General features: G+C 35.1%; 20 protein-coding genes and 4 pseudogenes. 14 read left to right on the forward strand and 10 right to left on the reverse strand.

Annotation, left to right across the window (positions count from 1 at the left end):
* Positions 1-436 precede the first annotated feature (436 nt).
* The 6 genes and pseudogenes from ABWU72_RS05675 to ABWU72_RS05700 all read right to left on the reverse strand — a co-directional run.
* Positions 437-682, reverse strand: a pseudogene (locus tag ABWU72_RS05675) (PD-(D/E)XK nuclease family transposase); the annotation flags it as partial.
* 303 nt (positions 683-985) lie between these two features.
* Positions 986-1,752, reverse strand: a protein-coding gene (locus tag ABWU72_RS05680) for an IS5 family transposase (RefSeq protein WP_410530125.1) whose coding sequence is annotated in 2 segments (ribosomal slippage) — positions 986-1,425 and positions 1,425-1,752 — 768 coding nt in all. Because the reading frame shifts where the segments join, the coding sequence is not laid out codon by codon here.
* Between the two features lie 42 nt (positions 1,753-1,794).
* Positions 1,795-1,980 carry a hypothetical protein gene (locus ABWU72_RS05685; RefSeq protein ID WP_236515012.1) on the reverse strand — a complete coding sequence of 62 codons (186 nt, stop codon included), beginning with the start codon at positions 1,978-1,980 and terminating at the stop codon, positions 1,795-1,797.
* 2 nt (positions 1,981-1,982) lie between these two features.
* Positions 1,983-3,173 (reverse strand): hypothetical protein, encoded by a 1,191-nt coding sequence (locus tag ABWU72_RS05690; protein ID WP_236515013.1) that lies wholly within the window; start codon positions 3,171-3,173, stop codon positions 1,983-1,985.
* Positions 3,174-3,184: 11 nt separating this feature from the next.
* A complete protein-coding gene (locus ABWU72_RS05695) occupies positions 3,185-5,113 on the reverse strand; it encodes a DUF4815 domain-containing protein (protein ID WP_236515014.1) in 1,929 nt (642 codons plus the stop codon).
* Between the two features lie 6 nt (positions 5,114-5,119).
* A complete protein-coding gene (locus ABWU72_RS05700) occupies positions 5,120-5,803 on the reverse strand; it encodes a hypothetical protein (RefSeq protein WP_236515016.1) in 684 nt (227 codons plus the stop codon).
* Positions 5,804-6,054: 251 nt separating this feature from the next.
* On the opposite strand from ABWU72_RS05700, the gene ABWU72_RS05705 reads away from it, so the two are divergent.
* From ABWU72_RS05705 to ABWU72_RS05730, 6 genes and pseudogenes are all read left to right on the forward strand, one after another.
* Positions 6,055-6,543 (forward strand): sigma-70 family RNA polymerase sigma factor, encoded by a 489-nt coding sequence (locus ABWU72_RS05705; RefSeq protein ID WP_017532023.1) that lies wholly within the window; start codon positions 6,055-6,057, stop codon positions 6,541-6,543.
* Positions 6,544-6,595: 52 nt separating this feature from the next.
* Positions 6,596-7,408 (forward strand): ATP-binding protein, encoded by an 813-nt coding sequence (locus ABWU72_RS05710; protein WP_236515018.1) that lies wholly within the window; start codon positions 6,596-6,598, stop codon positions 7,406-7,408.
* A gap of 23 nt (positions 7,409-7,431) precedes the next feature.
* Positions 7,432-8,238: an AAA family ATPase gene (locus ABWU72_RS05715; protein WP_236515020.1), complete on the forward strand. Its 807-nt coding sequence runs from the start codon at positions 7,432-7,434 to the stop codon at positions 8,236-8,238.
* Between the two features lie 29 nt (positions 8,239-8,267).
* Complete coding sequence (locus ABWU72_RS05720) at positions 8,268-8,771, forward strand: hypothetical protein (RefSeq protein WP_236515022.1); 504 nt, start codon at positions 8,268-8,270, stop codon at positions 8,769-8,771.
* Complete coding sequence (locus tag ABWU72_RS05725) at positions 8,768-9,979, forward strand: AAA family ATPase (RefSeq protein ID WP_236515024.1); 1,212 nt, start codon at positions 8,768-8,770, stop codon at positions 9,977-9,979. The genes ABWU72_RS05720 and ABWU72_RS05725 overlap by 4 nt, the downstream gene beginning before the upstream one ends.
* 35 nt (positions 9,980-10,014) lie before the next feature.
* Positions 10,015-10,911, forward strand: a pseudogene (locus ABWU72_RS05730) (hypothetical protein); the annotation flags it as partial.
* A 62-nt stretch (positions 10,912-10,973) separates the two neighbouring features.
* Here the strand turns inward: ABWU72_RS05730 and ABWU72_RS05735 are convergent.
* A protein-coding gene (locus ABWU72_RS05735) for an IS5 family transposase (RefSeq protein ID WP_236515026.1) occupies positions 10,974-11,800 on the reverse strand; the annotation gives its coding sequence in 2 pieces (ribosomal slippage) (positions 10,974-11,413 and positions 11,413-11,800; 828 coding nt in all).
* 56 nt (positions 11,801-11,856) lie between these two features.
* Here ABWU72_RS05735 and ABWU72_RS05740 point away from each other — a divergent pair.
* The 3 genes and pseudogenes from ABWU72_RS05740 (at position 11,857) to ABWU72_RS05750 (ending at position 17,021) form a co-directional block, all read left to right on the forward strand.
* The gene (locus tag ABWU72_RS05740; RefSeq protein ID WP_353284062.1) at positions 11,857-13,029 is read left to right on the forward strand and encodes an AAA family ATPase; all 1,173 of its coding nucleotides are present in this window, start codon (positions 11,857-11,859) and stop codon (positions 13,027-13,029) included.
* A 1,304-nt stretch (positions 13,030-14,333) separates the two neighbouring features.
* Positions 14,334-15,752, forward strand: coding sequence for an AAA family ATPase (locus tag ABWU72_RS05745; RefSeq protein ID WP_236515030.1), 1,419 nt, complete (start codon positions 14,334-14,336; stop codon positions 15,750-15,752).
* Between the two features lie 437 nt (positions 15,753-16,189).
* Positions 16,190-17,021 (forward strand): annotated as a pseudogene (locus ABWU72_RS05750) (IS5 family transposase).
* Positions 17,022-17,318: 297 nt separating this feature from the next.
* On the opposite strand, the gene ABWU72_RS05755 reads toward ABWU72_RS05750, so the two are convergent.
* Positions 17,319-17,741, reverse strand: a complete 423-nt coding sequence (locus tag ABWU72_RS05755) for a hypothetical protein (RefSeq protein ID WP_353283956.1) — start codon at positions 17,739-17,741, stop codon at positions 17,319-17,321.
* A 259-nt stretch (positions 17,742-18,000) separates the two neighbouring features.
* Between ABWU72_RS05755 and ABWU72_RS05760 the strand changes: the two genes are divergently transcribed.
* A complete protein-coding gene (locus ABWU72_RS05760) occupies positions 18,001-19,347 on the forward strand; it encodes an IS110 family transposase (RefSeq protein WP_174515809.1) in 1,347 nt (448 codons plus the stop codon).
* Here the strand turns inward: ABWU72_RS05760 and ABWU72_RS05765 are convergent.
* Together ABWU72_RS05765 and ABWU72_RS05770 are read right to left on the reverse strand one after the other, a co-directional pair.
* Complete coding sequence (locus ABWU72_RS05765) at positions 19,313-20,053, reverse strand: hypothetical protein (protein WP_353283957.1); 741 nt, start codon at positions 20,051-20,053, stop codon at positions 19,313-19,315. The genes ABWU72_RS05760 and ABWU72_RS05765 overlap by 35 nt on opposite strands.
* Entirely contained in the window at positions 20,019-21,251 is a 1,233-nt protein-coding gene (locus ABWU72_RS05770) for a hypothetical protein (RefSeq protein WP_236515034.1), read from the reverse strand. Before ABWU72_RS05770 ends, ABWU72_RS05765 begins: the two co-directional genes overlap by 35 nt.
* A 225-nt stretch (positions 21,252-21,476) precedes the next feature.
* Here ABWU72_RS05770 and ABWU72_RS05775 point away from each other — a divergent pair, with 225 nt between their 5' ends.
* The 4 genes and pseudogenes from ABWU72_RS05775 to ABWU72_RS05790 form a co-directional block, all read left to right on the forward strand.
* The gene (locus tag ABWU72_RS05775) at positions 21,477-21,953 is read left to right on the forward strand and encodes a crossover junction endodeoxyribonuclease RuvC (RefSeq protein ID WP_236515036.1); all 477 of its coding nucleotides are present in this window, start codon (positions 21,477-21,479) and stop codon (positions 21,951-21,953) included.
* 103 nt (positions 21,954-22,056) lie between these two features.
* Positions 22,057-23,265: a DNA modification methylase gene (locus ABWU72_RS05780; protein ID WP_236515038.1), complete on the forward strand. Its 1,209-nt coding sequence runs from the start codon at positions 22,057-22,059 to the stop codon at positions 23,263-23,265.
* 13 nt (positions 23,266-23,278) lie between these two features.
* The gene (locus tag ABWU72_RS05785) at positions 23,279-23,764 is read left to right on the forward strand and encodes a hypothetical protein (protein ID WP_236515040.1); all 486 of its coding nucleotides are present in this window, start codon (positions 23,279-23,281) and stop codon (positions 23,762-23,764) included.
* A 19-nt stretch (positions 23,765-23,783) separates the two neighbouring features.
* A pseudogene (locus tag ABWU72_RS05790) lies at positions 23,784-24,155 on the forward strand (ankyrin repeat domain-containing protein); the annotation flags it as partial.

Consider the following 24,155-nt stretch of genomic DNA (forward strand, 5'->3'; position numbering starts at 1 on the left):
TTATCCTGTTCCTTTTGTCATACAATAGTGGGTTAGGTGGCTTCTCTATACCGGTGGAATTATTATTTGCGTACATCCAGAAATGAAAAATGTAACTCATCCACATTACCTTTTGGTCGGAGCTTATCAGCATCTTTAGCTCTTTAATCGTTACGATACTTATGAAGCTTCACTTACGTTCACCATACCACTAAGCCTAGCCCTCCAACCACATGATGCTTGTAGTTTATGCTTTCTCTCACGATTGAGCATCTTCTTTATCAAGAGGAGGTTCATTGTCCGCGTCGCTCGGCACCAACTGGTTACCCAATTCGCACTGATGCGTAGACTCAGATGGCAAAACATCTGGTTCAATAAGCTTTAGAATCCTTTCAGTTTCTTTCTGAATGAATTCCTCTCCTTTTAAACAATATGACCGAAGGCTTTCAGGTCGCACCATTTCAACTATCACTTGTAGCCCACTTTCGTCTCTACAAAGAACATCAACAATGCTTTGTTTTTTAGAGGCAATATCAGGGTCTTGAATAGCACTTAAAAACTCTATCCCCTTTATTGCACTTTTGCCAGTGAAGCCAAGGATATCATTAAGAAAGTGAATAAGGATATCTTTATTTTTTTCAGTACCAAAGATACGCTTGAACGATATGTCATTCTTTGGATCGAGAAACTTGGAAAGAGCCATAGGAAATCCGCTTAAAAAGCATTAGTGGTTATACACAATTGTGAAGAAATATTCAACTCTTTTGTTTTTCTAAGTTTTGAATGTGTTGATAAAACAAATCTCTTCCATAAGTGGCGTGAGAATTGCATTTAAGGCTTTAGATGTAGTTTTAAGATCATCTTTTTATAACTGCCTTATAAAGGACCTAAAAACCCCAGCAAATGAATTGATAAGCTATAAAAAGTTTCAAAAACACTTTGGTGTAGGCTCTCAAAAAAATGCGAGTACAAATTATCTATTGGTGAGAACCTGTCTTGAAAGGAACTAAGCAGCTAATTTAGCAAGCATAATAGTAATCATATTAAAGGAGATATTAGTTTTTGAAGTAAGAGGAGAATGCTCATAATCCTTGCTCATACGTCTAAAATTGGAAAGCCAAGCAAAAGTTCTTTCAACAATCCACCGTTTAGGAATAACTTGAAATCCTACAGCATCAGCTGCTTTTTTAGTAATCGTCAATAAACATCCTGTTTTCAATAAACAGTAATTTTGCAGTTTACCAATATATCCCTGATCAGAGAGAAACCTTTGTAGCGTTGGAGCTTTTCGTTTAGCTTGAGTAAAAAGATTTAGAGCACCATCACGATCTTGAATGCCTGCACTATGAACATCAGCTGTAATAATTAGGCCTATTGTATCCACAATGATATGACGTTTTCTACCCTTTATTTTCTTGCCAGCATCATATCCTCTGGATCCCCTTTTTGAGTGGTTTTCACTGATTGACTATCAATTATTCCTACCGAAGGTATTTCATTTTTGCCAACCATTTTTCTTACCTTTTTTACTAACATATCGTGTATTTCTTCCAATTTGCCACTATTACGCCACCTGAGAAAATAATCATACACCGTTTTCCATGGCGGAAAATCTTTTGGCAGCATTCTCCACTGGCAACCACCTTTCATTATGTATCTTATTGCATTAATAATTGTTCTAATATTGTGCTCTCTTGGCCGTCCTACTGCACCTTGTGCAACACTTGGCTCCAAAATTTCCCATTCTTTGTCACTTATATCACTTGGATACATTTTTACCTACTATTTTTTACTTATCTCATCATATTCTCTTTCTCATTTCTTTTCAAGACAGGCTCTAAATCGTTTAAAATTATTTTTTAGTTGATTATGCTCATCTTCTCTTTCGGTAATATCTTCATCTATTTCCTCAATTGTGGTACGGATACGAACAACATCTTGCACAGCAATATTCTCTGGATGAGGCAGTGGATATCCTCGTTTGGTTTGGTCATGTGGCATTTCTACGTTACAATAACTCGTAGATTTTTGACTTTAGGACGATAGACAACCGTTCCACTTAAAACCAATTTTATCCTTGTTTCATTGCCATTAAAGTTTGTCAGTACGTGAGTCCTCTCTACCCAATTTTCCCCTATTGGTTTTCCTGCTGTTAAATCTACTAACTGCCATTTTTCCACCCCCTTCTGCACATATGCTTTAACATCTGCAGTGCCAGGTATTAGCACATCGTACGTTATGGTAATTTTAGTGTTAGCTCCTGCTGCAATACTTCTCGTAACATAATCTCCGGACTCTGAAAGATTACCAAGAACTAGCTGTAAACCAGGATATAACACTGGACTTCTTTTTTGCCCTCCTTTTAGGCTTGCTTTTACCGTTAGCTCTCCAGATAATCTTTCACGCAGTGCGAGCGGCAAATTATCAGACAGAAAGTTTTCTTTTCCCTCTTCATCTGTTAAGATAAATTCTACATTGGTATCAAATGCTACTTTTTCAACATTTGTTAAAACTATTAAATCTGATACGTTGTTTGCAGTAACTTTTCCAAGATCAATAACATGAGAATTTTCGCTAAATTTTGCAGCTAGTAGTCGAAACGTAAGGTCAAAGTTTTGATGTGGTGTCCAGGTACTTGCATTGCTAGATGAGAGTAATACTCCTACTTGATAAGGCTGACTGGTTACCCAACGGCTATTTACTGCATCGTATTTGCCAAGTTCTGCTACTTTGACCGCATTTTCCCCGTCATCGGTAAGTAAAACTATTGCATGTTCCTGCCCTCCATGGCAAAATACTGGTGACCAAGTTATACGTGTTGCTGTGCCGTTAGTATTGATCTTAGCTGGCTCAATGGAATTTTCAGCAATGACAATCTGAGAAGGCACTCCAACTGTTGTTTCACGAATCTGCACAACAACACGTTTTTTGCCGCTATTTGTAAACCATAGCTCTACACCTCCTATATGCCTACTTTCATCTAAGGTAAATGTCTGTGCTAAAGGATCAACACGTTTGCTGGAAAAAACTCTTCTTCGCTCTTCTATGGTAATAGTTTTTTTACCAGTATATGTTGCTTCTCCATAGCTTCCCTTATCCCCGTAAAATTGCACTAATTTAGTACCTGCTGGAATATTTGCCGGTATCTTCACCTTTCCCTTTATCTGTCCCTGATTATTAGCTATTTTTTCCATTTTTTTGCCTTCTATGCTACGGGTTGAATGGTTATGCCGTCGAACTTTATTCCCTTAAGTTTTTCATGAGCTGCAAAACCTTCAATTTCAAAGTTTTGTACTGCTTCTCTCATAAATTCAGCTTCATATGAATTACTTGACAATAGCTCTGTTGTTTCTCTAGTATTAAATTGTCCTGTCACTGGACTTTTCCAATTTGTTTTTACCTCCGTCCAGTGATCGGTGTTTTTGTTCATGGTAACTTTTGCTGGTACTGGATCAAATGCCTGATAAGGATTTATCTTCATCTCTTTAGTTTGTAAAAGCTGCTCAAGCACTGGCTCAAGTTCATACGGCAACAAATAAGGTTTTTTTCCCTTCTCAACATCAATAATTTCTACGTCTATCGGTAAAATTAGTTCCTTATTTACTATTGCTGCAAACTGAACAATTCCTTGATCACGCATATCATCATCAAAGAACGGATCAACAAATACTCCTTTTTTAGTGGTAGGCTCTCTTGAATTTGCATCATTACGTAGACGTTCCTCTGCAATAAGTAGCATAAGATCATTTATGCCCCTTTTCATTGCTTCAAGCTCATTCATCGGTACAGCATGGATAGCATTATTCACTATCTTTACCCCTTCTTTTTCGCCGTTTTTCCACGTTTGATGAATGTAGCAGAGCAAAAGTTGTCCGCTAGGTGCTTTTGGCATTGATGGTTTCCAAGGATGGGCAATTCCTTTTATTCTTCTTACCACTCCTTTTGCATCTATGGTAATTAAATCAAAGCGGGGCATTTTCCAGGTGTAATCAATCAAAACTAAGCTGTTGTCAACTGCACCTCTTACTTTACATCCCTCTTCGCTTATATCTTCAGGACTTACATGAGTGCGACAGCGATAGGTTATCAGGTAACTACTTCCAGGCGCTGGTTCTTTTCCGGGTAATGACCAATCAACGTTTCCTGCGTTTAACTTATAGTCTATATTATTTTCATAAATAACATTACCTTGTTTAACTTGAATAATCTCCAGTACTGCAGAGTCAGGTATAGGATCAATAGCTCCAGAGTATGAACCATGAGTAACGGCAAATGTTTTTTGAACAGTGATATCTACTTTTTTGATTTCACTTATTGGAAAATCATTAACTTTAAGTTCCATTACTCTTTGACTATTTGGCTGAAAAGTATGTGGTTCTGATTCAACTGATTTTATATCTGGATCTTCATCAAAAGAAACACGAATACTATGAGGTAACTCAATCTCATAACCATCAACATGAGCTTTGCCCTCATTAATCACAAATGTTTTCGCCCCTTTTTCTTCCCTCTGCAAAAACATTACTTCTAGGCCATTTACGACGTAGGAACCATTTGCCTCCTTGTCATAACGAGCAAGAGCGGTAGTTACTATGTTTGCTTGTGGTGGTGGTGAATGTTCTATTAATACTCCATTTTCAATATGGTAAATTGGATAAAATTCCCCATTTGTAGAGTTAACAGTAACACTCTCTGCTTGGTATCCCCAAATGGTGGAAACTTTAAGCCTTGCTGCTCCTACTTCCTGATAATTTCTTGTACCAACTGCAGGATCACGAAGATTTTCGTCCTCAAGTTCTGTGATGGTAGATAGGGCGAAAAAAACACCGATACGAACTGTAGTATTAAGTGGAATAATAAATTCTTCCTTTTCGACTTTTCTAACCGCTCCACGAAGATAGATTTTTCCAGCTTCAAGCGTGACTTTACCGTTTTCCCCATCTATGATAAAATCAGCTCCAGTTATGATATCACCATCGCGGAATATCGCATCACCTATGCCTTTGAGCCTCAAAAGAGCATAATCTTGAATCTCATTTAATTCTGCAGACTGTAGACCTCTTCCTGCAAGGAACAAACTTTTTTCGTACTCTTTGTCAGGATTAAAGCGGTTATAATAGGCGTTTAAAGTCATTTTATTCTAAAAGGTTACAACAAATGAAAAAGTTTCCCGAGTTGCAGATGTTCTGATAAGTGGTACAGTGTGTTCTAAAACTAACAAAATTCCATGGTCTTCTATATCTTTTGGTTCAAAATACCTCTGTCCTATAGGTAATTCTTCTTTTACTTTAGTACCAACCATAACCCCTAATTCCCGTATAACTTGATTTGCTGCGTTTGTGAAATCGAAAGTAAATTTGAGATAGAGATTATTAGTTGGTACATTTGAGGGCCTAAACCTTCCAGATGGAGTTATAAGTTCACCGTTTTCATCACCTGTGCAGAATAGCACTTCGTCTGCAGTACGTCTGCCAAGTTCATTGAGCAGTTTTTCAGAAGTTATCAGCTCTGGTGGTGTGCTTTCACTATACTCTACAGTAACTTTATCACTTACTGGAATAGAGCTATTTTCCGTACGTTTTATTACACCAGTACTGCCATTAACTGTATATTCAATACTTGGCTGATAAGTTGTTTGCCCTGTAACAACCTTCACATCTTTAATAGGTTGATGATCAAATTTTATTTCACCCTTAACGAAAGTTTTTTCTACTTTGTGGCTACTTTCCCAACTTGAATCACCTGTTCCCCAAGCAAGATGGATAGATTGCTTTTTGATGCTGGCTGCTATTGCTGCTCTTCCTGATTGTGTAAGAATTGACACCTGTGATGAGTTTGAAAGGCTTATATAATATATATTCAGGATTTGGAAAATTTTTGTCCAAAAAAAATGAATTTTTGCCTAATTTTTTGTTGCAGTATTATTTAAATTTGGATGTGTATTATTCTTGAAGAAAAGTAATTGAATATCAGTAGTTTAAAAATTGCATCTGTATTATTTATTTTTGCTCCTGTCCTACAAAGTGCACCTATAGGTTCTCATCCTTAAAGCATTAATTGTTTTAGGGAAAAGTTATGAAACTAAAAACTGCCATAGTTGTTCAAAATATACGGTATCAAGCTAAGAGATTAAAACTTTTTGAATGCTTTGCTCATGAAACTCATGAAGATCTTGAGCAAGAACTTTTCTGTGAAATTTGGACTTATCTTGATAGATATGATGAAAGTAAAGGTAGCTTTAACACTTTTGTAGCAAGATTAACTGAACGTCGTGCCAATAACTTATTGGAGAAACAACTATGTATGAAGCGCAATATTAATAACTATGTCAATATTGAGAAAACAGAAGCTTTTGAAGATGAAGTAGCGAAACGTACTGATGTAGATTACATGATTTCAACGCTACCAAGAAAGATGCAAAAGATATGCGAACAACTCAAGTACTTTAACTTATATGAAGTTGCTAAGATGAACAACATATCAAGAACTACTTTAAATACTATGGTAAGAAAAATACGTATAAAACTCTCTTCCATCTACTACAAGAGCAAAAAGAAAAATTGAACATAAATTCTACCTTTCCTGAATATATAACATATACCATTGAGGTGAATAAATGACTTTTAAAATTTTAAACAATAATGAAAGATTGAAAACAACTACAGGAATAAAAGTAGTAATTTTTGGTCCTTACGGTATTGGTAAAACCAGTCTCTTAAAGACTATAAGTGAACCAACACTATGTCTTGACTTTGAAGCAGGTCTGCTTGCTGTTCAAGATTGGCAGGGAGATTCAATTAGTGTTCGTACTTGGAATCAAGCTCGGGATATTGCCTGCCTAATTGGTGGTCCAAACCCTGCACTAAAGTCTGATCAGGCGTATAGTCAAAAACACTATGAGCATGTCTGTAGCAAGCACAAAGATCTTCTTTCTGAAGTTTCTAAATACCGATGCATCTTTGTGGATAGTATAACCGTTGCTTCACGTTTATGTCTATTATGGGCAAGGATGCAACCTGAAGCTTTTTCTGATAGATCAGGAAAAGAAGATAAAAGAGCTGCTTATGGGTCACTTGCTCAAGAGATGATGGCTTGGCTCAATCAGTTTCAACATATCAGAGACAAAGACGTTATCATAGTTGGCACGTTAGGTCAATATCTCGATGAATGCAATCGTTCAACCTGGCTGCCTCAATGTGAAGGGGCTAAAACTGCCAGTGAAATTCCAGGTATTGTTGATGAAGTAATTAGTATGGTTGGAATCAAGAAAGATGATGGAACAGAAGTACGTTCATTTGTCTGTCAGACGATTAATACTTGGGGATATCCAGCTAAAGATCGCAGTGGCTGCCTGAATATGGTTGAAGAACCACATCTTGGTAAATTACTTGCGAAAATTAAAGCCAAAACTTTGGCTCCTATTGCTTAATTAAAAATTGGAGAACAATTATTATGGAACAAAGCTTTTTCAATATCGGTCAAAAAATTCCCTTTTTCAGTGTGAAAGAATACTTGAATGATCAATCGCCAATACCAGAAGATATAATTTCCCCTAGAATTCTAACTAAAAGAGGTTTGTTAGTACTAGGTGGCCCTCCTAAGATTGGCAAAAGCGACTTTTTGATCTCTTGGCTTGTTTACATGGCTGCTGGTAGATCATTTCTTGGTATGACACCAAATAGACCTTTAAAAATTTTCTACATGCAAACTGAAATTGAATATGAATATATGAAAGAACGTTTGCAACAACTTCAACTTGATAACGAACTTTTGAATGTAGCTGCCAATAACTTAATTATCACGCCAAGAGTGCAATTATCATTTAGTAGTGAAGAAATAGATGAAATTAAAAATGTTGTTAAAGAGCGTTTCAAACCTGATATTATTGCAATCGATCCTCTTCGCAATATCTTCAACTCAAGTGAATATGGCAATGAAAATGACAATAGCGCTATGCTATTCTTCTTGCAAAAAACACTTGAAAGACTCAGAAATGTTATCAATCCAGATTCAGGCATAATACTCACCCACCACACAAAAAAACTGTCCAAAAAGATGCTGGAAGAAGATCCATTTCAAGGCCTAAGTGGTGCTGGATCTTTACGTGGATTTTACAGTACTGGTATGGTGATGTTTGCTCATGATGAAGAAAGTACTGTACGTCAGATAGTATTTGAACTGCGTAATGGTGAACGTGTGGCAAGCAAGCTTGTCGATAAGATAGATGGCCATTGGAAGATTGTAGACCAATGGAGTTGATTTTTCTTACTTAATTTATAGGAGACAATATGTTATCAGATTTTTTAACTGATTTTAATAACGCGAAACTGCGAAGCAGTTTAATACCGAAAGGTACAACAGTCAAGGTAAAAATGGCAATAAAGCCTGGAGGTTATGAGAATTGGTTCACGAAAAGCTACACTACTGGCAGCATCTATTTAAACGCTGAATTTACTGTCACTGAAGGTCTATATGCAAAACGCAAGATTTTTCAGATTATAGGTGTCAAAAGTGGCAAAGCAAGCGTTGAAGGAGAAGATACTTGGGGAGAATCTGGTCGTTCCATGCTTAGAAGCATTTTGGAGTCAGCACGAAATATTCATGCACATGACACTTCAGAGAAAGCGGTTACTGCTAGAAAAATCAACTCTATAGCTGATTTTAACGGGTTAGAGTTTACTGCAAAAGTTGGTATTGAAGCCGACAGTAGATACGGAGATAGAAACAGAATTGCTACAGTTGTTACTCCAGAACAAAACAATGGTATTGAATCTGACTGGTTACCATTTTGAAGTACGACGAAGGAAAGTTATGGGCTGCTGTTATTGCTAGAGCTCTTCAGGATGCAGCAGGAAGGAACCTAAAACTTAAAAAAGAGGCTTGTAAATGGATTCGATCACGATCCTTTGAAACTGTTTGTGAACTCGCCAATCTGGACTTTAAACGTTTAAAGAATATGTTGATTAAAAAGGAGGAAAATTTTATGGGTTTTTCATCTCAAAAAGAGATTAAATCATTGTTAATTGATAACATAAAAGAATGTGTATCTTACTTACTTCCGGGTGGAGAATTTTATCAAGATAGGTTCTATCTGGCAAATTTAGGTAAAGATAAGATAATAGTTGAAATAAAAGGAGAGAAAGCAGGAAATTGGAATAACATTTATAAAGAAAAGAAGGGAGACATACTCAGTCTTTGGACTTTAGTTGAAGGTAACATAGATTCTGCCAAAAAGTGGTTGAACGCTAAAAAAAATTCCACGTTACAAAACAATGGAGAAAAAGCATTTTCTGTAAGACACTACTTAAATGATAAATCACCAATGCCAAAAGATATAATAGGGCCAAGAATATTAACTCCAGGCGGTCTTTTGGTCATAGGTGGAACTCCCAAAATCGGAAAAAGTAATTTTCTTCTTTCCATGTTAGTACATTTAGCTGCTGGAGTATCATTTCTTGGTATGAAGCCTGCAAAGCCACTTAAGATATTCTATCTACAGAATGAAATGGAATATGATTACATAAGAGAGCGCTTACAGAAGTTAAGAATCAGCAAGAAAATCCTTGATGAAGGAACAGAAAACTTAGTTATTACTAAAAAAGTACAGTTAACTTTGAATGTGGAAAAAATAAAAGAAATTATGTCGGAAAATCTCGATGTAAAAACAGTTGATCTTATAGTAATAGACTCTCTTTTTGATTATAGGAGTATGATCTCTTTTCTGCAAAATGGTATTGATGAACTACGCTCTATCACTAATTCTACGGCTGGAGTAATAGTTACACATTACACCAAAAAAGTGTCAACAACCACGTTAAAAAAGAATCCATTTCAAGCATTGAGTGGTGCTAATGTTTTAAGAAGTTTATATACATCTGGAGTAATGATATTTAGGCCAGAAAGGAATATCCTGCAATTGATGTACGAACTTAAAAACGGCAAACCAATACCAACAAAATTCATAAATATGGTTAACGGACGCTGGATAGCTACAGCTTAACCAAATTTCTAAACTTTAAATATATTGGAGATTTTATGGGTATCTATTGTGATTTTAATACTGCAGCTCCACGAAAAAATGTACCGTTAGTAGAAAAAGAACAACTTAAAGCTCAGCTTCTGTTAAACATCAGATCATGCCTTTCATATCTATTACCAAGAGGAACTTTTCGTGGTGATAAGTTTTATGTAGGCAATATACAAGGTGATAAAGGAAAGAGTCTAGTAGTAGAATTAAGTGGTAGTGAAGCTGGACTATGGCACGATTTTGCAACAAAAGAAGGTGGAGATATAATTGATCTTTGGGCAGAAGTGCATAGAAAAAGTACTAGAACAGAGTTTACTGAAGTAATGGACTCTATAGCTGAATGGCTTGGTCATTTTAAAAAGATCAAAACTGACAAAACTGCAGGTAATCCAACTGCATATTGGGATTATTACGATGAAAACGGCCAAGCTATTGTTAGAGTATATCGTTATGATGATGATAGTGGAAAGAGATATCTTCCTTTTGATATCAAAAAATCCACCTTTAGTGTACCAGAGATAAGGCCACTATATAATATTCCAGGTATTTTAAAGTCCGATAAAATTATTCTTGTAGAAGGGGAAAAGTGTGCAAATGCTCTCATAGAGCAAGGTATTACTGCCACAACTGCAATGTCTGGAGCAAATGCAGACCCAAATAAAACAGATTGGACACCACTCAAAGGTAAACATGTGATTATTTGGCCAGATAATGACACACCAGGTAAGAAATACGCTGAAAAATCTGCTATGAAACTTACTTGTCTTGGAGTTGAAGAACTTTGCATTTTGGAAATACCTAAAGATAAACCAAAGGGTTGGGACGCTGCTGATTGCGTGAAAGAAGGTATAAATGTTGAAGAGTTCATCCTTAGTACAAAAAAGGCTCCTTCAAAAAAATCGTTGAGAATAGATACCAGAGCTTGGGCTAATATTGCTCCAGAAAGAGAATAGACTTCTTTCAAAATTCATGTAGGGAGCTCAAAATTGTGAATTGCAGCAATCAAATTAAACCTTAAACCAAAACGTTTTCGTCGGTTTCTATACCTGTCCGAGATGATTTTAAACCTTTTCAATAAGCCAATTACGTTTTCAACAATTGCCCTTTGGCTCATAAGTGCTCTGTTCTCTTTTTTTTGTTCTTTGCTTAACGGATTCTTTTTCGTTTTCATGTGCGGTAATACAACATTTTTGTGTATCTTCTGCATTCCCCTGTAGCCGGCATCAGCTAAGATTTTAGTTTGCGGCAATACTGCTACCTTTGATTCTCTAAACATCCGAAAATCGTGTTTTCTACCATTCGAGAAAGATGTGCATATGACTTTTTTACTCTTCCTCTCTGTTACTATTTGTGTTTTTATAGTATGCCTTTTTTTCTTTCCAGAGTAGAAGGGCTTTTGCTTTTTTTTGGTCTCTCTACTGGCGTTTCAGTTCCATCTATTACTAAAACTTCATATTCTACATCACTCTTTAATAGCTCTTTTTTTCCTGGTAATGCAAAATCTGGATGTTTTATTAATATGTCTTCTACCCATCTTATTATTTTAAAACTGTTACTTTCACTCATGCCATAGCTTTGCCCAATATGAAAATATGTACGATATTCTCTTATATATTCCAGTGCCATAAGTAGCCTTTCTTCTATGCAAAGTTTACTTTTTCTTCCACTTCTAGCTTTTTTTCTTTTATCCTCCACTTCTAGAATTTCTACCATTTGCTCAAATGTTGCTTTTTTTACCCCTGTTAAACGTCGAAACTTTTCTCCTTCTAACTTTTCTATTTCCTTATATTTCATGCTTTCAAATACTTCATCTTACACTCCCTCTAACAATTTTGAAAGAAGTCTAATGGATTGTTAAAGATTGGCTTCCTATTGGAAGTGTTACGGCTCTCTACGGTGATGGTGGTATGGGAAAGTCTCTACTTGCTCAACAACTAATGACAGCAGCGAGCACAGGTAAATCTTGGTTGGGAATGGAAATTGAGCAGATGAAGACATATGGTGTATTTTGTGAAGATGATACAGAAGAGCTATGGCGAAGACAGTGTGCTATAAATAGATTATATCAGTTAGATATGGAATCCTGTGACTTTCATGATAATATTGGCTTTTTATCGAGAGTGTGGAAAGATAATCTACTCATGGTATTTGATAACAAAGATATAGGTAAATCAACTCATTGCTTTGAAGAATTACTTGAAGATATTAAATTGTTTCAACCAAAGCTAGTAGTTTTAGATACAGCAGCAGACTTATTTGGTGGCAATGAAAACAATCGCTCTCATGTGAGACAATTTATTCAAAGTTGTTGTGGAAAAATAGTGAAAGTAATAAAAGGAGCTGTATTATTATGTGCTCATCCTTCTGATTCAGGAATAATCCGTAAAACAGGTACAGGTGGTTCAACTGCGTGGAATAATACAGTAAGATCTCGTTGGTACTTGTCAAAGCCAGATAAAGCTGATGCTTCTGGTAATGAACGAGTACTTTGCCGTAAGAAGTCAAATTATTCTGCATCTAACGAAGAAAAGATTTCATTTTATTGGCATAACGGTGCGTTTGTACAATCTGATGATACATTAAATTCAGAAAGAATAGTAAGGTCTAGCTATAATACTAAATTGGATTTAGAACGTCTAAGAAGATGTGATATAATTTTAGAGTTAATTGCTAATGAAGCATATAAAGGCGAAACTTACACCGCGGCACACTTTGCTAGGTATTTTGAGGGAAAGCTAGGCCTTGGAAGTGAACGTAGCATCCGTGAAAGGATTAGCCATCTTGCAGCTCTTGGCCACATAAAGTTCTTTAAGGAAGCTCTTGGATATAAAGTATCAAGCACTAAATCAAAGTACGGCTATTTATGTGTTAAAGACATGGAGTTAAAAATTTCTGAAAATCAACATGTGCTGGTAAAGCCAGATTATTATCTTTCACCAAATAACGGAGTAACCTTACCAGTTGAAAATCCAGACGTTTGGGTGATACATAATTCTACAAAACAAGATGGCAAAATAGTATAGTAAGTTGGCAAGATGGCAAGTTGGCAAACTGAAGAATCTGCCATTCTACCAACTTAAAATTGATAAAAATATAAGAAAATCAATAGTTTAAAGAAATAGTAAGATGGCAAGATGGCAAAAAGTTGCCAACTAGATAGCATGGGTAAAGTCCTCTTCTATAGCGGGTTTAGGGAAGTTGGCAAGATGGCAAAAATCTATATATATAAATATATACTATGCTATAGTACATAGTATATATCAGTTAAGAGAAGAACTTAACGTTTTTTGATGTCCTTTCATAATTTTGCTTTTTCTATGGAGTTGCAACCTATAATAAAAATATAAAGTAAAGGCAGTGAAAAACAAATGATCCATGATAGCGTTTTAAAAAGATTCTATGACTTCAGGGTACAATTATACCACCAAGACCTAAGTTACTTATGTAGGGTAGCTTAAAACTCGATTACGAGGCATCTTAATACCCCAAACTTTTATTTATTAGAAAAAACCCTACAACTAGTTTATCATGCTTTTTGTTGATTGCAAAGAAAATTTTTTGAACCTAAAGAACAAATGGTTAGTAGACTTTTTGAAACATTATTTTTGCAATAGCTTTACTTCTACCATAAGTTTAACAGAGGCTCTAACCCTCATCTTTTTTTTAACAAACGCATAACGCTGGTCTACTGAGTTTAATAGCTGAACTAAGAATTCAGATCTCCGGATTTTCCGGAATACTCAATAACTTCCAAGTGAGCTGGGTCTAGTTGCTTTAATAAGGCTTTTATGCAAGCGCGATGAAGACTTGAGGTAGAAAAGATTGAAGAAAGCAAAATAAACAGCTTTATATTCTTAATTTTTTTAGATGAGGCAAAAGCTGCATTTTAAAGCTATCTGTAACTTTAGGGTAAAACTTACTAGCCACACTAAAGAACGCTTATAATGCCCTCTAAAACGCAAATAAAAGGCATCTTTAGTAAACTTACTAGTAAGTTTAACACATTTTTTACACTTTGCAAAGAAAATTTTTCAAAAAAGATTGAACAACTTATGGTGAGTATAAGGGGTTATGGAGACTATTATGGGAATACAACAACTTTTATCGCAAACCTCTGAGCAATTAATTGCAAAACTCTCAGTAATGAAATTAGCAAATTGTAGAGGTAGCTCAAGGAAAAAAGTTTGAAGTTACTGCCATAGAAGAAGAAACAGAAGCTCGTAAAACTTGATTGCCCCTTAAAATGGAGACAAAGATCTAAATTTATTTATTTACGTCTCCAATTTTATCTAGTATAACGGAGACAAAGATTTATATTTCGTATTTTATGTCTCCATCATTTATTGGTAGGCAAACTGAGTTAAAACAACTACTGGAGCTTACAGAAAAAAATACTGCATCTTTTGTAGTAGTCAAAGGAAGGCGTCGTATAGGAAAAAGTCGTTTAATTCAAGAGTTTGGTAAGTATTTTGAACAATATTACTCCTTTATAGGTTTGCCACCAGAAAAGCATACTACAATGTCCTACCAACTTAATGAATTTTCTAGACAAGTTGCTAGACAATTTAATACATCTTTTGCTAGGTATGATGACTGGAGCGATTTACTATGGGCAGTTGGTGAACGTCTACTATCAGGAAAAACATTATTGCTGTTTGATGAAATTTCTTGGATGGGCTCAAAAGATCCAACCTTTTTAGGCAAAATAAAAAATTTTTGGGATACGCAGCTAAAAAATAATAACAAGCTAATTTTTGTTGTTTGTGGATCAGCTTCATCCTGGATCGAGAAAAATATACTTAGCAGCACTGGTTTCGTAGGGAGAATATCGTTAACTTTAACACTCGGAGAATTATCACTTTCTGATTGCAATGAATTTTGGCCGAAAAATATTTCAGCATATGAAAAATTTAAGGTGCTTGCAGTAACTGGCGGAATTCCAAAGTATTTAGAGGAGGTAAATTTTAAACATAGCGCTGAAGAAAATATTAAAAGGCTTTGTTTTACAAAAGGTGGGTTTTTAGTTGAAGAATTTAATCAAATATTCTCAGATTTATTCATGCGAAAAACGGCTTTTTATAAGCAAATAGTCAGAGCTCTTTCTACTGGAGCTAAAGAACAAGAAGAAATTTGTGCTACTTTAAATATCGTAAGACATGGACGCATTTCTGAGTATCTACATGAGCTTGAGCTTGCTGGTTTTATTGCAAAAGATCATACTTGGAGTATAAAAACTGGTACTGATTCACGACTCAGGAGATACAGACTTCAAGATAATTATTTAAGGTTTTATCTAAAATATATCGAAAAAGATCTAGGAAAAATTAGTCGTGACACCTATTCTATAGGGTTCTTACCAGAGTGGTATACAATTATTGGGCTTCAATTTGAAAATTTGGTGCTGAACAATAGAAAGGGTATACATAATATCTTAGGAATTGATGGAATAATAAGCGAGAATCCATTTTTTCAGAAAAGAACGCGTAATGGTGCAGGTTGTCAAATTGATTATATGATTCAAACGAAGTTTAACACTCTCTACATTTGCGAAATCAAATTTTCAAAAAATAAAATTGGTTATTCAATAATACAAGAGGTACAAAAGAAAATAGATGCACTAAATCGTCCAAAAGGCTTTTCATGTCGTCCAGTCCTTATCCACGTCAATGATGTAAGTGATGATGTTATAGATAGTGATTACTTTTCAAACATAATTGATTTTGGAGAATTGTTGAATTGTAAGTGATGTTTTTTCTGACTTTAAAAAATAATAGTTTCTACAGTTATTCTTAAGTTTATAGAGTTTGCTAACATTAGTATCTTTAGCTTTACAAGAAGGGAATGGAGCCAAAATAATCTCTCTACTACAATACCATTCTTTAAAACGTCTTTAGAGGGCTATTATAGCGTTATTGATGATTTAGATAGGTTTTGTATGTTTTTACCAAAAACTCATGTAATCTCTTTTCAGCTCAAGTAAAAAGTTGTTTCCAAAATGGAAAGGACTCAAATAGCGAAGATTTCTGTTGTAAAAGACATAATGCTCTTTTTAATTTCTTAGCTGTCTTAAAATTATTTTAACTTTTTTTCAGAAACTCCCGGAAAAAGTGGTCGGTATATATTAGAGGTTGTCCGGAAACTAATAAAAGGGTATAATATCTGAAATTTTAGTATGTGGTAAAGATGAGAAAAAAGTATCCAACAGATTTAAGTGAAAGGGAATGGGCAAGAATAGAAAAATACTTTAGAGTATCGTACAAGAAAGGAGGAAGGCCACCAAAGTATAGCAAAAGAGAAATATTAGAAGCGATTTTCTATGTACTGCGTACAGGGTGTCAATGACGGTATTTACCGAATGATTTTCCGCTATGGAAGACTGTATATGAGCAGTTCAGGCAATGGAAGAAGCAGGGGATTTTTGAGAAAATGAATTATGAAATTACGAAATATAGTAGACGAAAAATAGGAAGAAATGAGCAGCCAAGTGCGTGTATAGTAGATAGCCAATCTGTAAAAACGACAGAAAAAGGGGGATCAAGGGTTATGATGGAGGTAAAAAGGTAAAGGGTAGAAAGAGGCATATAATCACGGATACTCAGGGTTTTATATTGGGATGTTATGTGGGAGCTGCAAATGAAAATGACAGAGATGGAGTTAAGATAGCATTAGATAATATGAGGAAAAATATACTAATGTTAGGAAAATGTGGGCTGATATGGGATATCAAGGAAAAGAGCTAAAAGATTACGTAAAAATAGAGCACAATATAGATATTGAAATTGTTAAAAGGCCTCCCTGTAGATTTTGGGTACACCAAGACACACTACCAGAGCTATTACCAAAAGTAGAGCTAGGATTTAAAGTGCAGCCGAGAAGGTGGATTGTAGAAAGGACTTTTGCTTGGATCAATAGGAATAGAAGGCTATCAAAGGAGTATGATTTGCTTACAACATCTACTGAAAATTTTATATATTTAGCTATGAGTAAGGTTATTTTGCAGAGGGAATATGCTTGAATTTACCAGTTTCCGGACAACCTCTTAGTATAGGGGCATTGAATGTAGATGTGCTTCAAACACAAAAGTCGGCAAACGAACAGAGTAGAAAAGATTGAAGAAAGCAAAAGAAATTTAGGCTTTTACGTAATTGAGAATTTGTATTTTTTTTAGATAAGGCAAAAACTGTATTTTAAAGCTAGATGTGACTTTAGGGTAAAATACCAACCAAAGAACGCTTCTTTAAAGCTTGATCACAAGCCTTGTCACAAATTTTACTTTTTCCATTGTAACATCTTTTACTTCTCTTCAACACAGTTAACGAACTACTTTTATCAGCACAGTAAAAGGGTTAATACGGTAGCCATAATCTTTACGCGATGATCCAGGCCAACCAACTGTTTGAATCACATCATTACGTTCGATGTTTAATCCTAACTTTTTAGCTAAGGTGGTTTTTATTGTTCTTTGGATTGTGTTTATTGGTTTTCTAATGTAATGTTCTGGGTCTGCTTCTGGATCAAGATTTAGGCGCTTTTCTATTTCAGTTATGCTAAGCAACATGTGTTTTTCAGGAGGTAATTCTTTTTTACAATCATGCAAAAATTGTTCAAATAATATGCGAAAAACCTTCATACATGCTACAGCTTTCTTATTTAGAATCTCTATATTGTTTACGCAAAGTGAGCCCTCTATCAATTGCAACTTTAGTAATTCCTTCTCTTTAGGAGCGTCGAACAAGAAAAAAATCTTGTTAAACCGGAAAGAAACTATTTCTTCACTTCCATAGCAATTTTTATATATAATTTATCAAGAAGTACTTCTGCAGTTATAACCGACTGATCAATGGTGCTTAAGTGCCCGTTTAGGAGCGTGGTTTTGGAGGAACGGTTAAACCACTGATGGAGTCTATTATGACTACCTCGATTAGAAGATTGTATAATCTAACCGTCCCAAGCTTAAGTGCTTCTCCATTATAAGTTATAGTAGGATAATTACCATGATAAAGGCAAAAAGTAAACTAGAAATAGTGAATCCTGATACAGCAGGAATTGATATCGGCTCAGCTGTACATTATGTATGTGTACCTGAAGGAAGAGATGAACAACGTGTCAAAAAATTTGGATGCTTTACAGTTGATCTTCATAACTTAGCAGGGTGGTTAAAGAAATGTAAAGTTAGAACAGTAGCTATGGAATCAACAGGAGTATATTGGATTCCTTTGTTTCAAATACTTGAGTCATATGGATTTGAGGTAAAATTGGTAAATGCACGATATATTAAGAACGTGCCTGGTAGAAAATCCGACGTTCAAGACTGTCAATGGTTACAACAATTACACAGCTATGGATTACTCCATGGGTCGTTTAGACCTGATGATCAAATGTGTGTGTTGCGTAATTACGTTAGGCAACGTAGCAACCTGATTGAAAGTGCATCCACACATATTCTACGTATGCAAAAAGCGTTAATTCAAATGAACGTTCAATTACACAAAGTCATAAGTGATATTACTGGAGTGACCGGTATGCAAATTATCAAAGCAATAATTGAAGGTGAAAGGAATCCTGAAAAATTATCAGAATTGAGAGATGTACGGATAAGAAATGATAGATCTACCATGGCAAAAGCGCTAAAAGGCGACTACAGAAAGGAACTCTTATTTGTGTTAAAGCAAGAATTTGAATTGTATAATATTTATCAGGAAAAAATAGCAGAATGCGACAAAAGCATCGAACAATATTACAAAACATTTGAAACAAAATCTGACGAGAATAAGCGATGCAGCAAAATAAAGAATAGGTTTTCAAAAAACAGACCAGACTTTCCTTTACACGAAGAACTGTATAGAGTAACCGGTATTGATTTTACTAAAGTTCCTGGGCTTGATGTGCTAACTATACAAACAATTATCTCAGAAGTTGGTTTGAACCACGATAAATGGCCATCAGAGAAGCACTTTACTTCTTGGTTGGGGCTAAGTCCTGCTAATAAAGTTACAGGGGAAAAAGTATTTGGGACTAGAACTCGCAAAGTTATTGCTCGTGCTGCAAATGCTTTTAGGATGGCTGCCCAGTGTGTGTCAAGAAGCAACAGTGGGATTGGTGCATATTGCAGAAGGTTAAAAAAACGACTAGGAGCACCGAAAGCGATTACCGCTACGGCTAGGAAATTGGCGTGCATTTTTTATAGTATGCTAAAGTATGGACAGGAATATGTAGAGAAGGGCATTGATTACTATGAAAAGTTATATAAGGAAAAAATAGTGAAGACTCTAAGCAAGAAAGCTAGTGAATTTGGTTATGTCTTGATTAAAAAAGAGCTACTAGCAGAAAGAGTTTCTTAGAAGGTTCAATTAGATTAAGTGCAGTATGTAAGATTTGCATTGAAGTATTTGGTATGAACTCTAGTATTCCTCTTTGTGCTGCTTCTTGGAATACTTCAATTAAAGTCTTATGCTGAAAGAAAAGGTCAACCATTTTTACTATGGGCAAATCAAGAGGTATGTTTGATGGATTTTTTCTCAGTATTATTAATACAGTTGGATTAGCTTTAAGCTTATCTATCGTTAAGAATGTTGGATTGGTGCAAAAATCAAGTATGATTAAACTTACAATCTTACCTTGTCCACCAACATGATAAACTCCACTTTCCACTTTTTGCCACATAAAATTTGTATCACTTAGCTGACCTTCAAACCAATTCATAAATTTCTCTGGGTTAAAATATACAGATAAGCGGTGAAATCTTTGCTTCTTGTAGGTGTTAGGCAAAATATCACGGTTGCAATTTTCACAAATTATATTATCGCATGCTTCGTTAAAGTCCTCATCAATGAAAATCTCATTGTTACAGTATGGATCAACTATATTGGGCCAATCTAATTTATCTTGTCTACGAGAGCAGATAATGTAAGACCTCTCTTGCATCTTAATTAATTCAAGATCTGACAAATACCTTGCTGCTTCGATGTAATTTTGATTTGGATTAACCCAAGAGCTGCCAGAATTAAGAAGATCAGAGATTTGCTCTTGGCAAGATTGTAAGACCATAAAATTGTTTTATGTATGCTTTAAAATCCTCTCTTTCCCTTTTATTCAGAGGATGTTCAGAGTAGTAAATTGCTATATATTCATCACTTCGCTTGAAAAATAAGCCTATCTTTTTGCCTTGAAATATTACTTTAATCGACTCTATAAATGGCACTATGTCTCCTACAAATGGCTTTAAAACATGCAATTCCGGTGCAATAGGATCATATGGAGCAACAGTCAAAGTGATATTAGTATAGCTGTAATTGAAACGATTTGACTGAAACTTTAACTCAAAAACACGAATATTTGAATCAGATTCATTAATACAAGTTTCTATAAATTTATGTACCTGTTCCGCGAAATTTTTATCCTGCACATCTACAAAAATACATTCGCAACCAAAGTAACAACTTGCAATGCTATTTGCTATTTCTATAGCTTGATCAATATTTCTAGCACCAAGATCTACCTGAGTGCCATTTAGTAGAAAATCCAAAATCATCCACTCTGCCTTATGGCCATGAATGACTTTGTTTGAATTTAACAACAAATCTATATCGCTAGCTTTGCGTATTAACACATATAAACGATTCTGATGATAGAAGAAACCTTGTAGTTGATTCTCGAAACTGTCATTCCTCTTAATGTTATCTTCTTTCAGTATTTGTTGTATGATTTCCTCTGAGATAAAGTCCTTAAATGGAGTACTTGGTCGTCTTGGTATTTTTTGTAAGGCAAAAGACATGAAACTCTTTCTTTGTATTTTTTCAAAGTGATAGACAGATTTTAAAAGATTGTAATCTGCATGAAACAGTAGAAACAGCAAAGACTTCTTATCATATTTATTATTATTTTTTACAAGGTAGGATTTCATGAGTTCCGTAGTTAATGCAGATCTTGCAATTTCACTGACAGTAACTTCTAGTTTTGCACGGTCAAAACAGGTAATCAAGTAGTAAGTAACGAGAGAATCGGAATAATTAGCAATCACTTTACGTTTGTATTGTACAGATGTATTATCGTAACTTTCATCATCAAAGAGTTGAGCATTTAATTTATCTTTAAAGGAGTTTTGAAAAATAATATTTAATTGCTTACCAGAAAGTGAATCTATCCAAGACTGACGTGTTTTTGTATTGTGAAAACGATCAAGCAAATGGTTAACAGGGACTTCTAAATCATCTTCCCAAAATTTACGATTTGGATAAATGTTCATAAGAAACTAACCACAGCATAATAACATAGTAGACTATTTAAATAGTTAAGATAGAAATCTGAAAGTCTTGACCAATAATTATGCAATGGCTGTTTACTGATTTTTAACCAAGTTTTTTCTAAAAAGTTTGCTTAAGAAGAAGATTTTTTGGACAAAAATTTTTCAAATCCTGAATATATATTATATAGGGATTTTACATTCTAGCAAAACAAATTCTGAATATAAATGTCAATCCTAACACTCGATCTCGGCAAACAAACCGGCTGGGCTATTTTCACCGATGGAGTAATTCAAAGTGGTAGTGAAAACTTTCATGGTAGCCGTTTCAGCGGAGGTGGAATGCACTTCTTAAATTTTCGTAGCTGGCTAAATGAAATGAAGGAAAAGTTCTCAAACATTGAAGCAGTGTATTTTGAAGAAGTGAGAAGACACTTAGGAACTGATGCAGCGCATTGCTACGGTGGTTTTCTTGCCGTTCTTTCTGCTTGGTGTGAAGAACATCACGTACCATACAAAGGTGTTCCTGTAAAGACTATAAAGCGCTTTATAGCAGGCAAAGGTAATGCAAGTAAGAGTGAAGTTATTGAAGCGATACGTGAAAAAAGTTTTTCACCTAGAGATGATAATCAAGCAGATGCTTTAGCTTTGATGTTCTATGTTATGGACTTTGGTAAAGATATTAATAAGCTGAGAAATCCATAAAAAGTGGGTCCTTTCGGCCATAATGGCGGGTTTGGTGGTGCTGACCCCAGGCCTTCTTTAGCGTCAGAGATATTTTGAATATTAACTTTTTAATTATTAAGATATGAATTTAGCAATCCACTACTATCCTGTTGAAAACCTCGTCGAATATGAGCGTAATCCACGTAAAAATGATGACGTAGTAAACAGAATGTGTGCTTCAATCAGGGAATTTGGCTTTCGTATTCCAATAGTTGCAAAAAGCGATGGCACTGTGGTTGATGGTCATTTAAGACTTAAAGCAGCAAGAAAACTTGGTATGGAAAGTATTCCAGTGGTCTTAAGTGATAATCTAAATGAACCACAAACCAAAGCTTTTCGATTACTGGCAAATCAATCAGCTAATTGGGCAAAGTGGGATGATGAGCTTTTGAAAGTAGAAATTCAAGAGTTAGAAGATTTACAGTTTGATCTTAAAATGACTGGATTTGAATTAGAAAAAGTTCAACATTTCCTTGATGATTTAGATGGTGAAGAAGAAGATCTTTCTGACTTAGTTGTTGATGACAAAAAAGTAACAAAACCAGGTGATCTTTGGATTTTAGGTGATCATCGAATCTATTGTGGTGATAGCTCTGTAGTTGAATCATATAAAGCGCTGTTAGATGATAAAACGGCAGACATTACTGTTTGTGATCCTCCATATAATGTTGATTATGGTGGTAGCCAAGATAAAAAGATATTAAACGATAATCAAGGTGAAAAGTACGAACTTTTTCTCTACGATATCTGTTCCCATATTTTAGCATATACGAAAGGTGCAATTTACATTTGCATATCATCATCAGAGTTTTCAACGTTGCAAAAAGCATTTGAGGAAGCGGGAGGAAAATGGTCAACTTTTATCATTTGGGCAAAGAATCACTTTACGCTAGGAAGATCAGATTATCAAAGACAATACGAAGCAATGCTTTATGGATGGAAAAGCGGCAATAAACGTGAGTGGCATGGAGGTAGAAATCAAAGTGATCTATGGTTTTATGATAAGCCAACACATAATACACTACATCCAACGATGAAGCCAGTAGAGCTAATGGAGAGAGCAATAGTAAACAGCAGCAGATCAGGAGACATAGTTCTTGATCCATTTAGCGGTTCTGGCAGTACACTGATTGCATGTGAGAGAACAGGAAGAATCTGTAGAACAATAGAGCTAGATTCAAAATTTGTAGATGTAACCATAAAACGTTGGCAAATATACACAGGTAGGAAGGCAATTTTAGTTGGTACTGGAAAGACTTTTGCACAAATTCAAGAAGAAAAACAGCAATAAAGGGGCAAAAAAAGTGGAAAAGATCACACAAACGGAATGGGCAAAAGAACTAGGAGTTTCAAAGCAATATGTCTGTTATTTAGTAAAAAAAGGAATAGTTGAGTTGGAGGATGGTTTGATCAATAGAGAGCAAGCAAATGAAGCGGTAGCAGCAATAAGAGATCCAAGTCAGCCACTGAGGAGGAAAAATCCAGAAAACGAAAATACAAGTAACCTTTCCACAATGTTGCTTAAAACGCGAATAAAAAATGAGATGGAACGTGGCAAATTGCTTGAGGCGAAAGCTAAGGCTGAGATTGGTGAACTTGTAGCAGTAGAGGAAGTAAAGCGCGAAGCATTTAATGTAGCAAGAGTTGTACGTAATAATTTGCTTAATATTCCAAATAGAGCTTCAGCACTGCTTGCATCACTGAGTGACACTGAAAAGATTCATATGGCGCTAACCGAAGAGATTACAAACTCATTACAAGAATTATCTAATACTAAATTTCAAATATAAAAAAGATTTTGAATATAAAATGGCTGATAACTTAAGTTTGGAGTTAATAAAGTGTCTCATCAATCAACCTGGATTAGATGTTAATGTCAGAGGATTAAATGGAAAGACACCACTACATTGCGCTATAGAGTTTGACGAGTTAAGCATGGTGGATTTATTACTCACGAAGAAGAACATTAATCCTTTTGTTGAGGACAATGAAGGCAAAACCTCCTTAGATTATGCCAAAGAAGGTAAAAAAGCAGAAATATTACAAGCGCTAATTAATAACAAATACGGATCAGAACAAGATAACTTACTTCATTTAGCTGCAATGATAGGTGAAGTTAATGCAGTTAGATATTTGATAGGAAAAGGTGTTGACGTTAATGTACGAAATGCTTTTGACTAT

Origin of the sequence: Wolbachia endosymbiont (group A) of Lypha dubia (assembly GCF_964028575.1) — a bacterium.
Classification (GTDB): Bacteria; Pseudomonadota; Alphaproteobacteria; order Rickettsiales; family Anaplasmataceae; genus Wolbachia; species Wolbachia pipientis.

What these genes read in the sequence shown, in the direction of transcription:
- ABWU72_RS05765 (WP_353283957.1), bottom strand. Translation starts at nt 20,053, where the DNA reads ATGGTCTTACAATCTTGCCAAGAGCAAATCTCTGATCTTCTTAATTCT.
- ABWU72_RS05780 (WP_236515038.1), top strand. Translation starts at nt 22,057, where the DNA reads ATGAATTTAGCAATCCACTACTATCCTGTTGAAAACCTCGTCGAATAT.
- ABWU72_RS05690 (WP_236515013.1), bottom strand. Translation starts at nt 3,173, where the DNA reads ATGGAAAAAATAGCTAATAATCAGGGACAGATAAAGGGAAAGGTGAAG.
- ABWU72_RS05770 (WP_236515034.1), bottom strand. Translation starts at nt 21,251, where the DNA reads ATGAACATTTATCCAAATCGTAAATTTTGGGAAGATGATTTAGAAGTC.
- ABWU72_RS05695 (WP_236515014.1), bottom strand. Translation starts at nt 5,113, where the DNA reads ATGACTTTAAACGCCTATTATAACCGCTTTAATCCTGACAAAGAGTAC.
- ABWU72_RS05745 (WP_236515030.1), top strand. Translation starts at nt 14,334, where the DNA reads ATGTCTCCATCATTTATTGGTAGGCAAACTGAGTTAAAACAACTACTG.
- ABWU72_RS05705 (WP_017532023.1), top strand. Translation starts at nt 6,055, where the DNA reads ATGAAACTAAAAACTGCCATAGTTGTTCAAAATATACGGTATCAAGCT.
- ABWU72_RS05685 (WP_236515012.1), bottom strand. Translation starts at nt 1,980, where the DNA reads ATGCCACATGACCAAACCAAACGAGGATATCCACTGCCTCATCCAGAG.
- ABWU72_RS05710 (WP_236515018.1), top strand. Translation starts at nt 6,596, where the DNA reads ATGACTTTTAAAATTTTAAACAATAATGAAAGATTGAAAACAACTACA.
- ABWU72_RS05720 (WP_236515022.1), top strand. Translation starts at nt 8,268, where the DNA reads ATGTTATCAGATTTTTTAACTGATTTTAATAACGCGAAACTGCGAAGC.
- ABWU72_RS05760 (WP_174515809.1), top strand. Translation starts at nt 18,001, where the DNA reads ATGATAAAGGCAAAAAGTAAACTAGAAATAGTGAATCCTGATACAGCA.
- ABWU72_RS05775 (WP_236515036.1), top strand. Translation starts at nt 21,477, where the DNA reads ATGTCAATCCTAACACTCGATCTCGGCAAACAAACCGGCTGGGCTATT.
- ABWU72_RS05715 (WP_236515020.1), top strand. Translation starts at nt 7,432, where the DNA reads ATGGAACAAAGCTTTTTCAATATCGGTCAAAAAATTCCCTTTTTCAGT.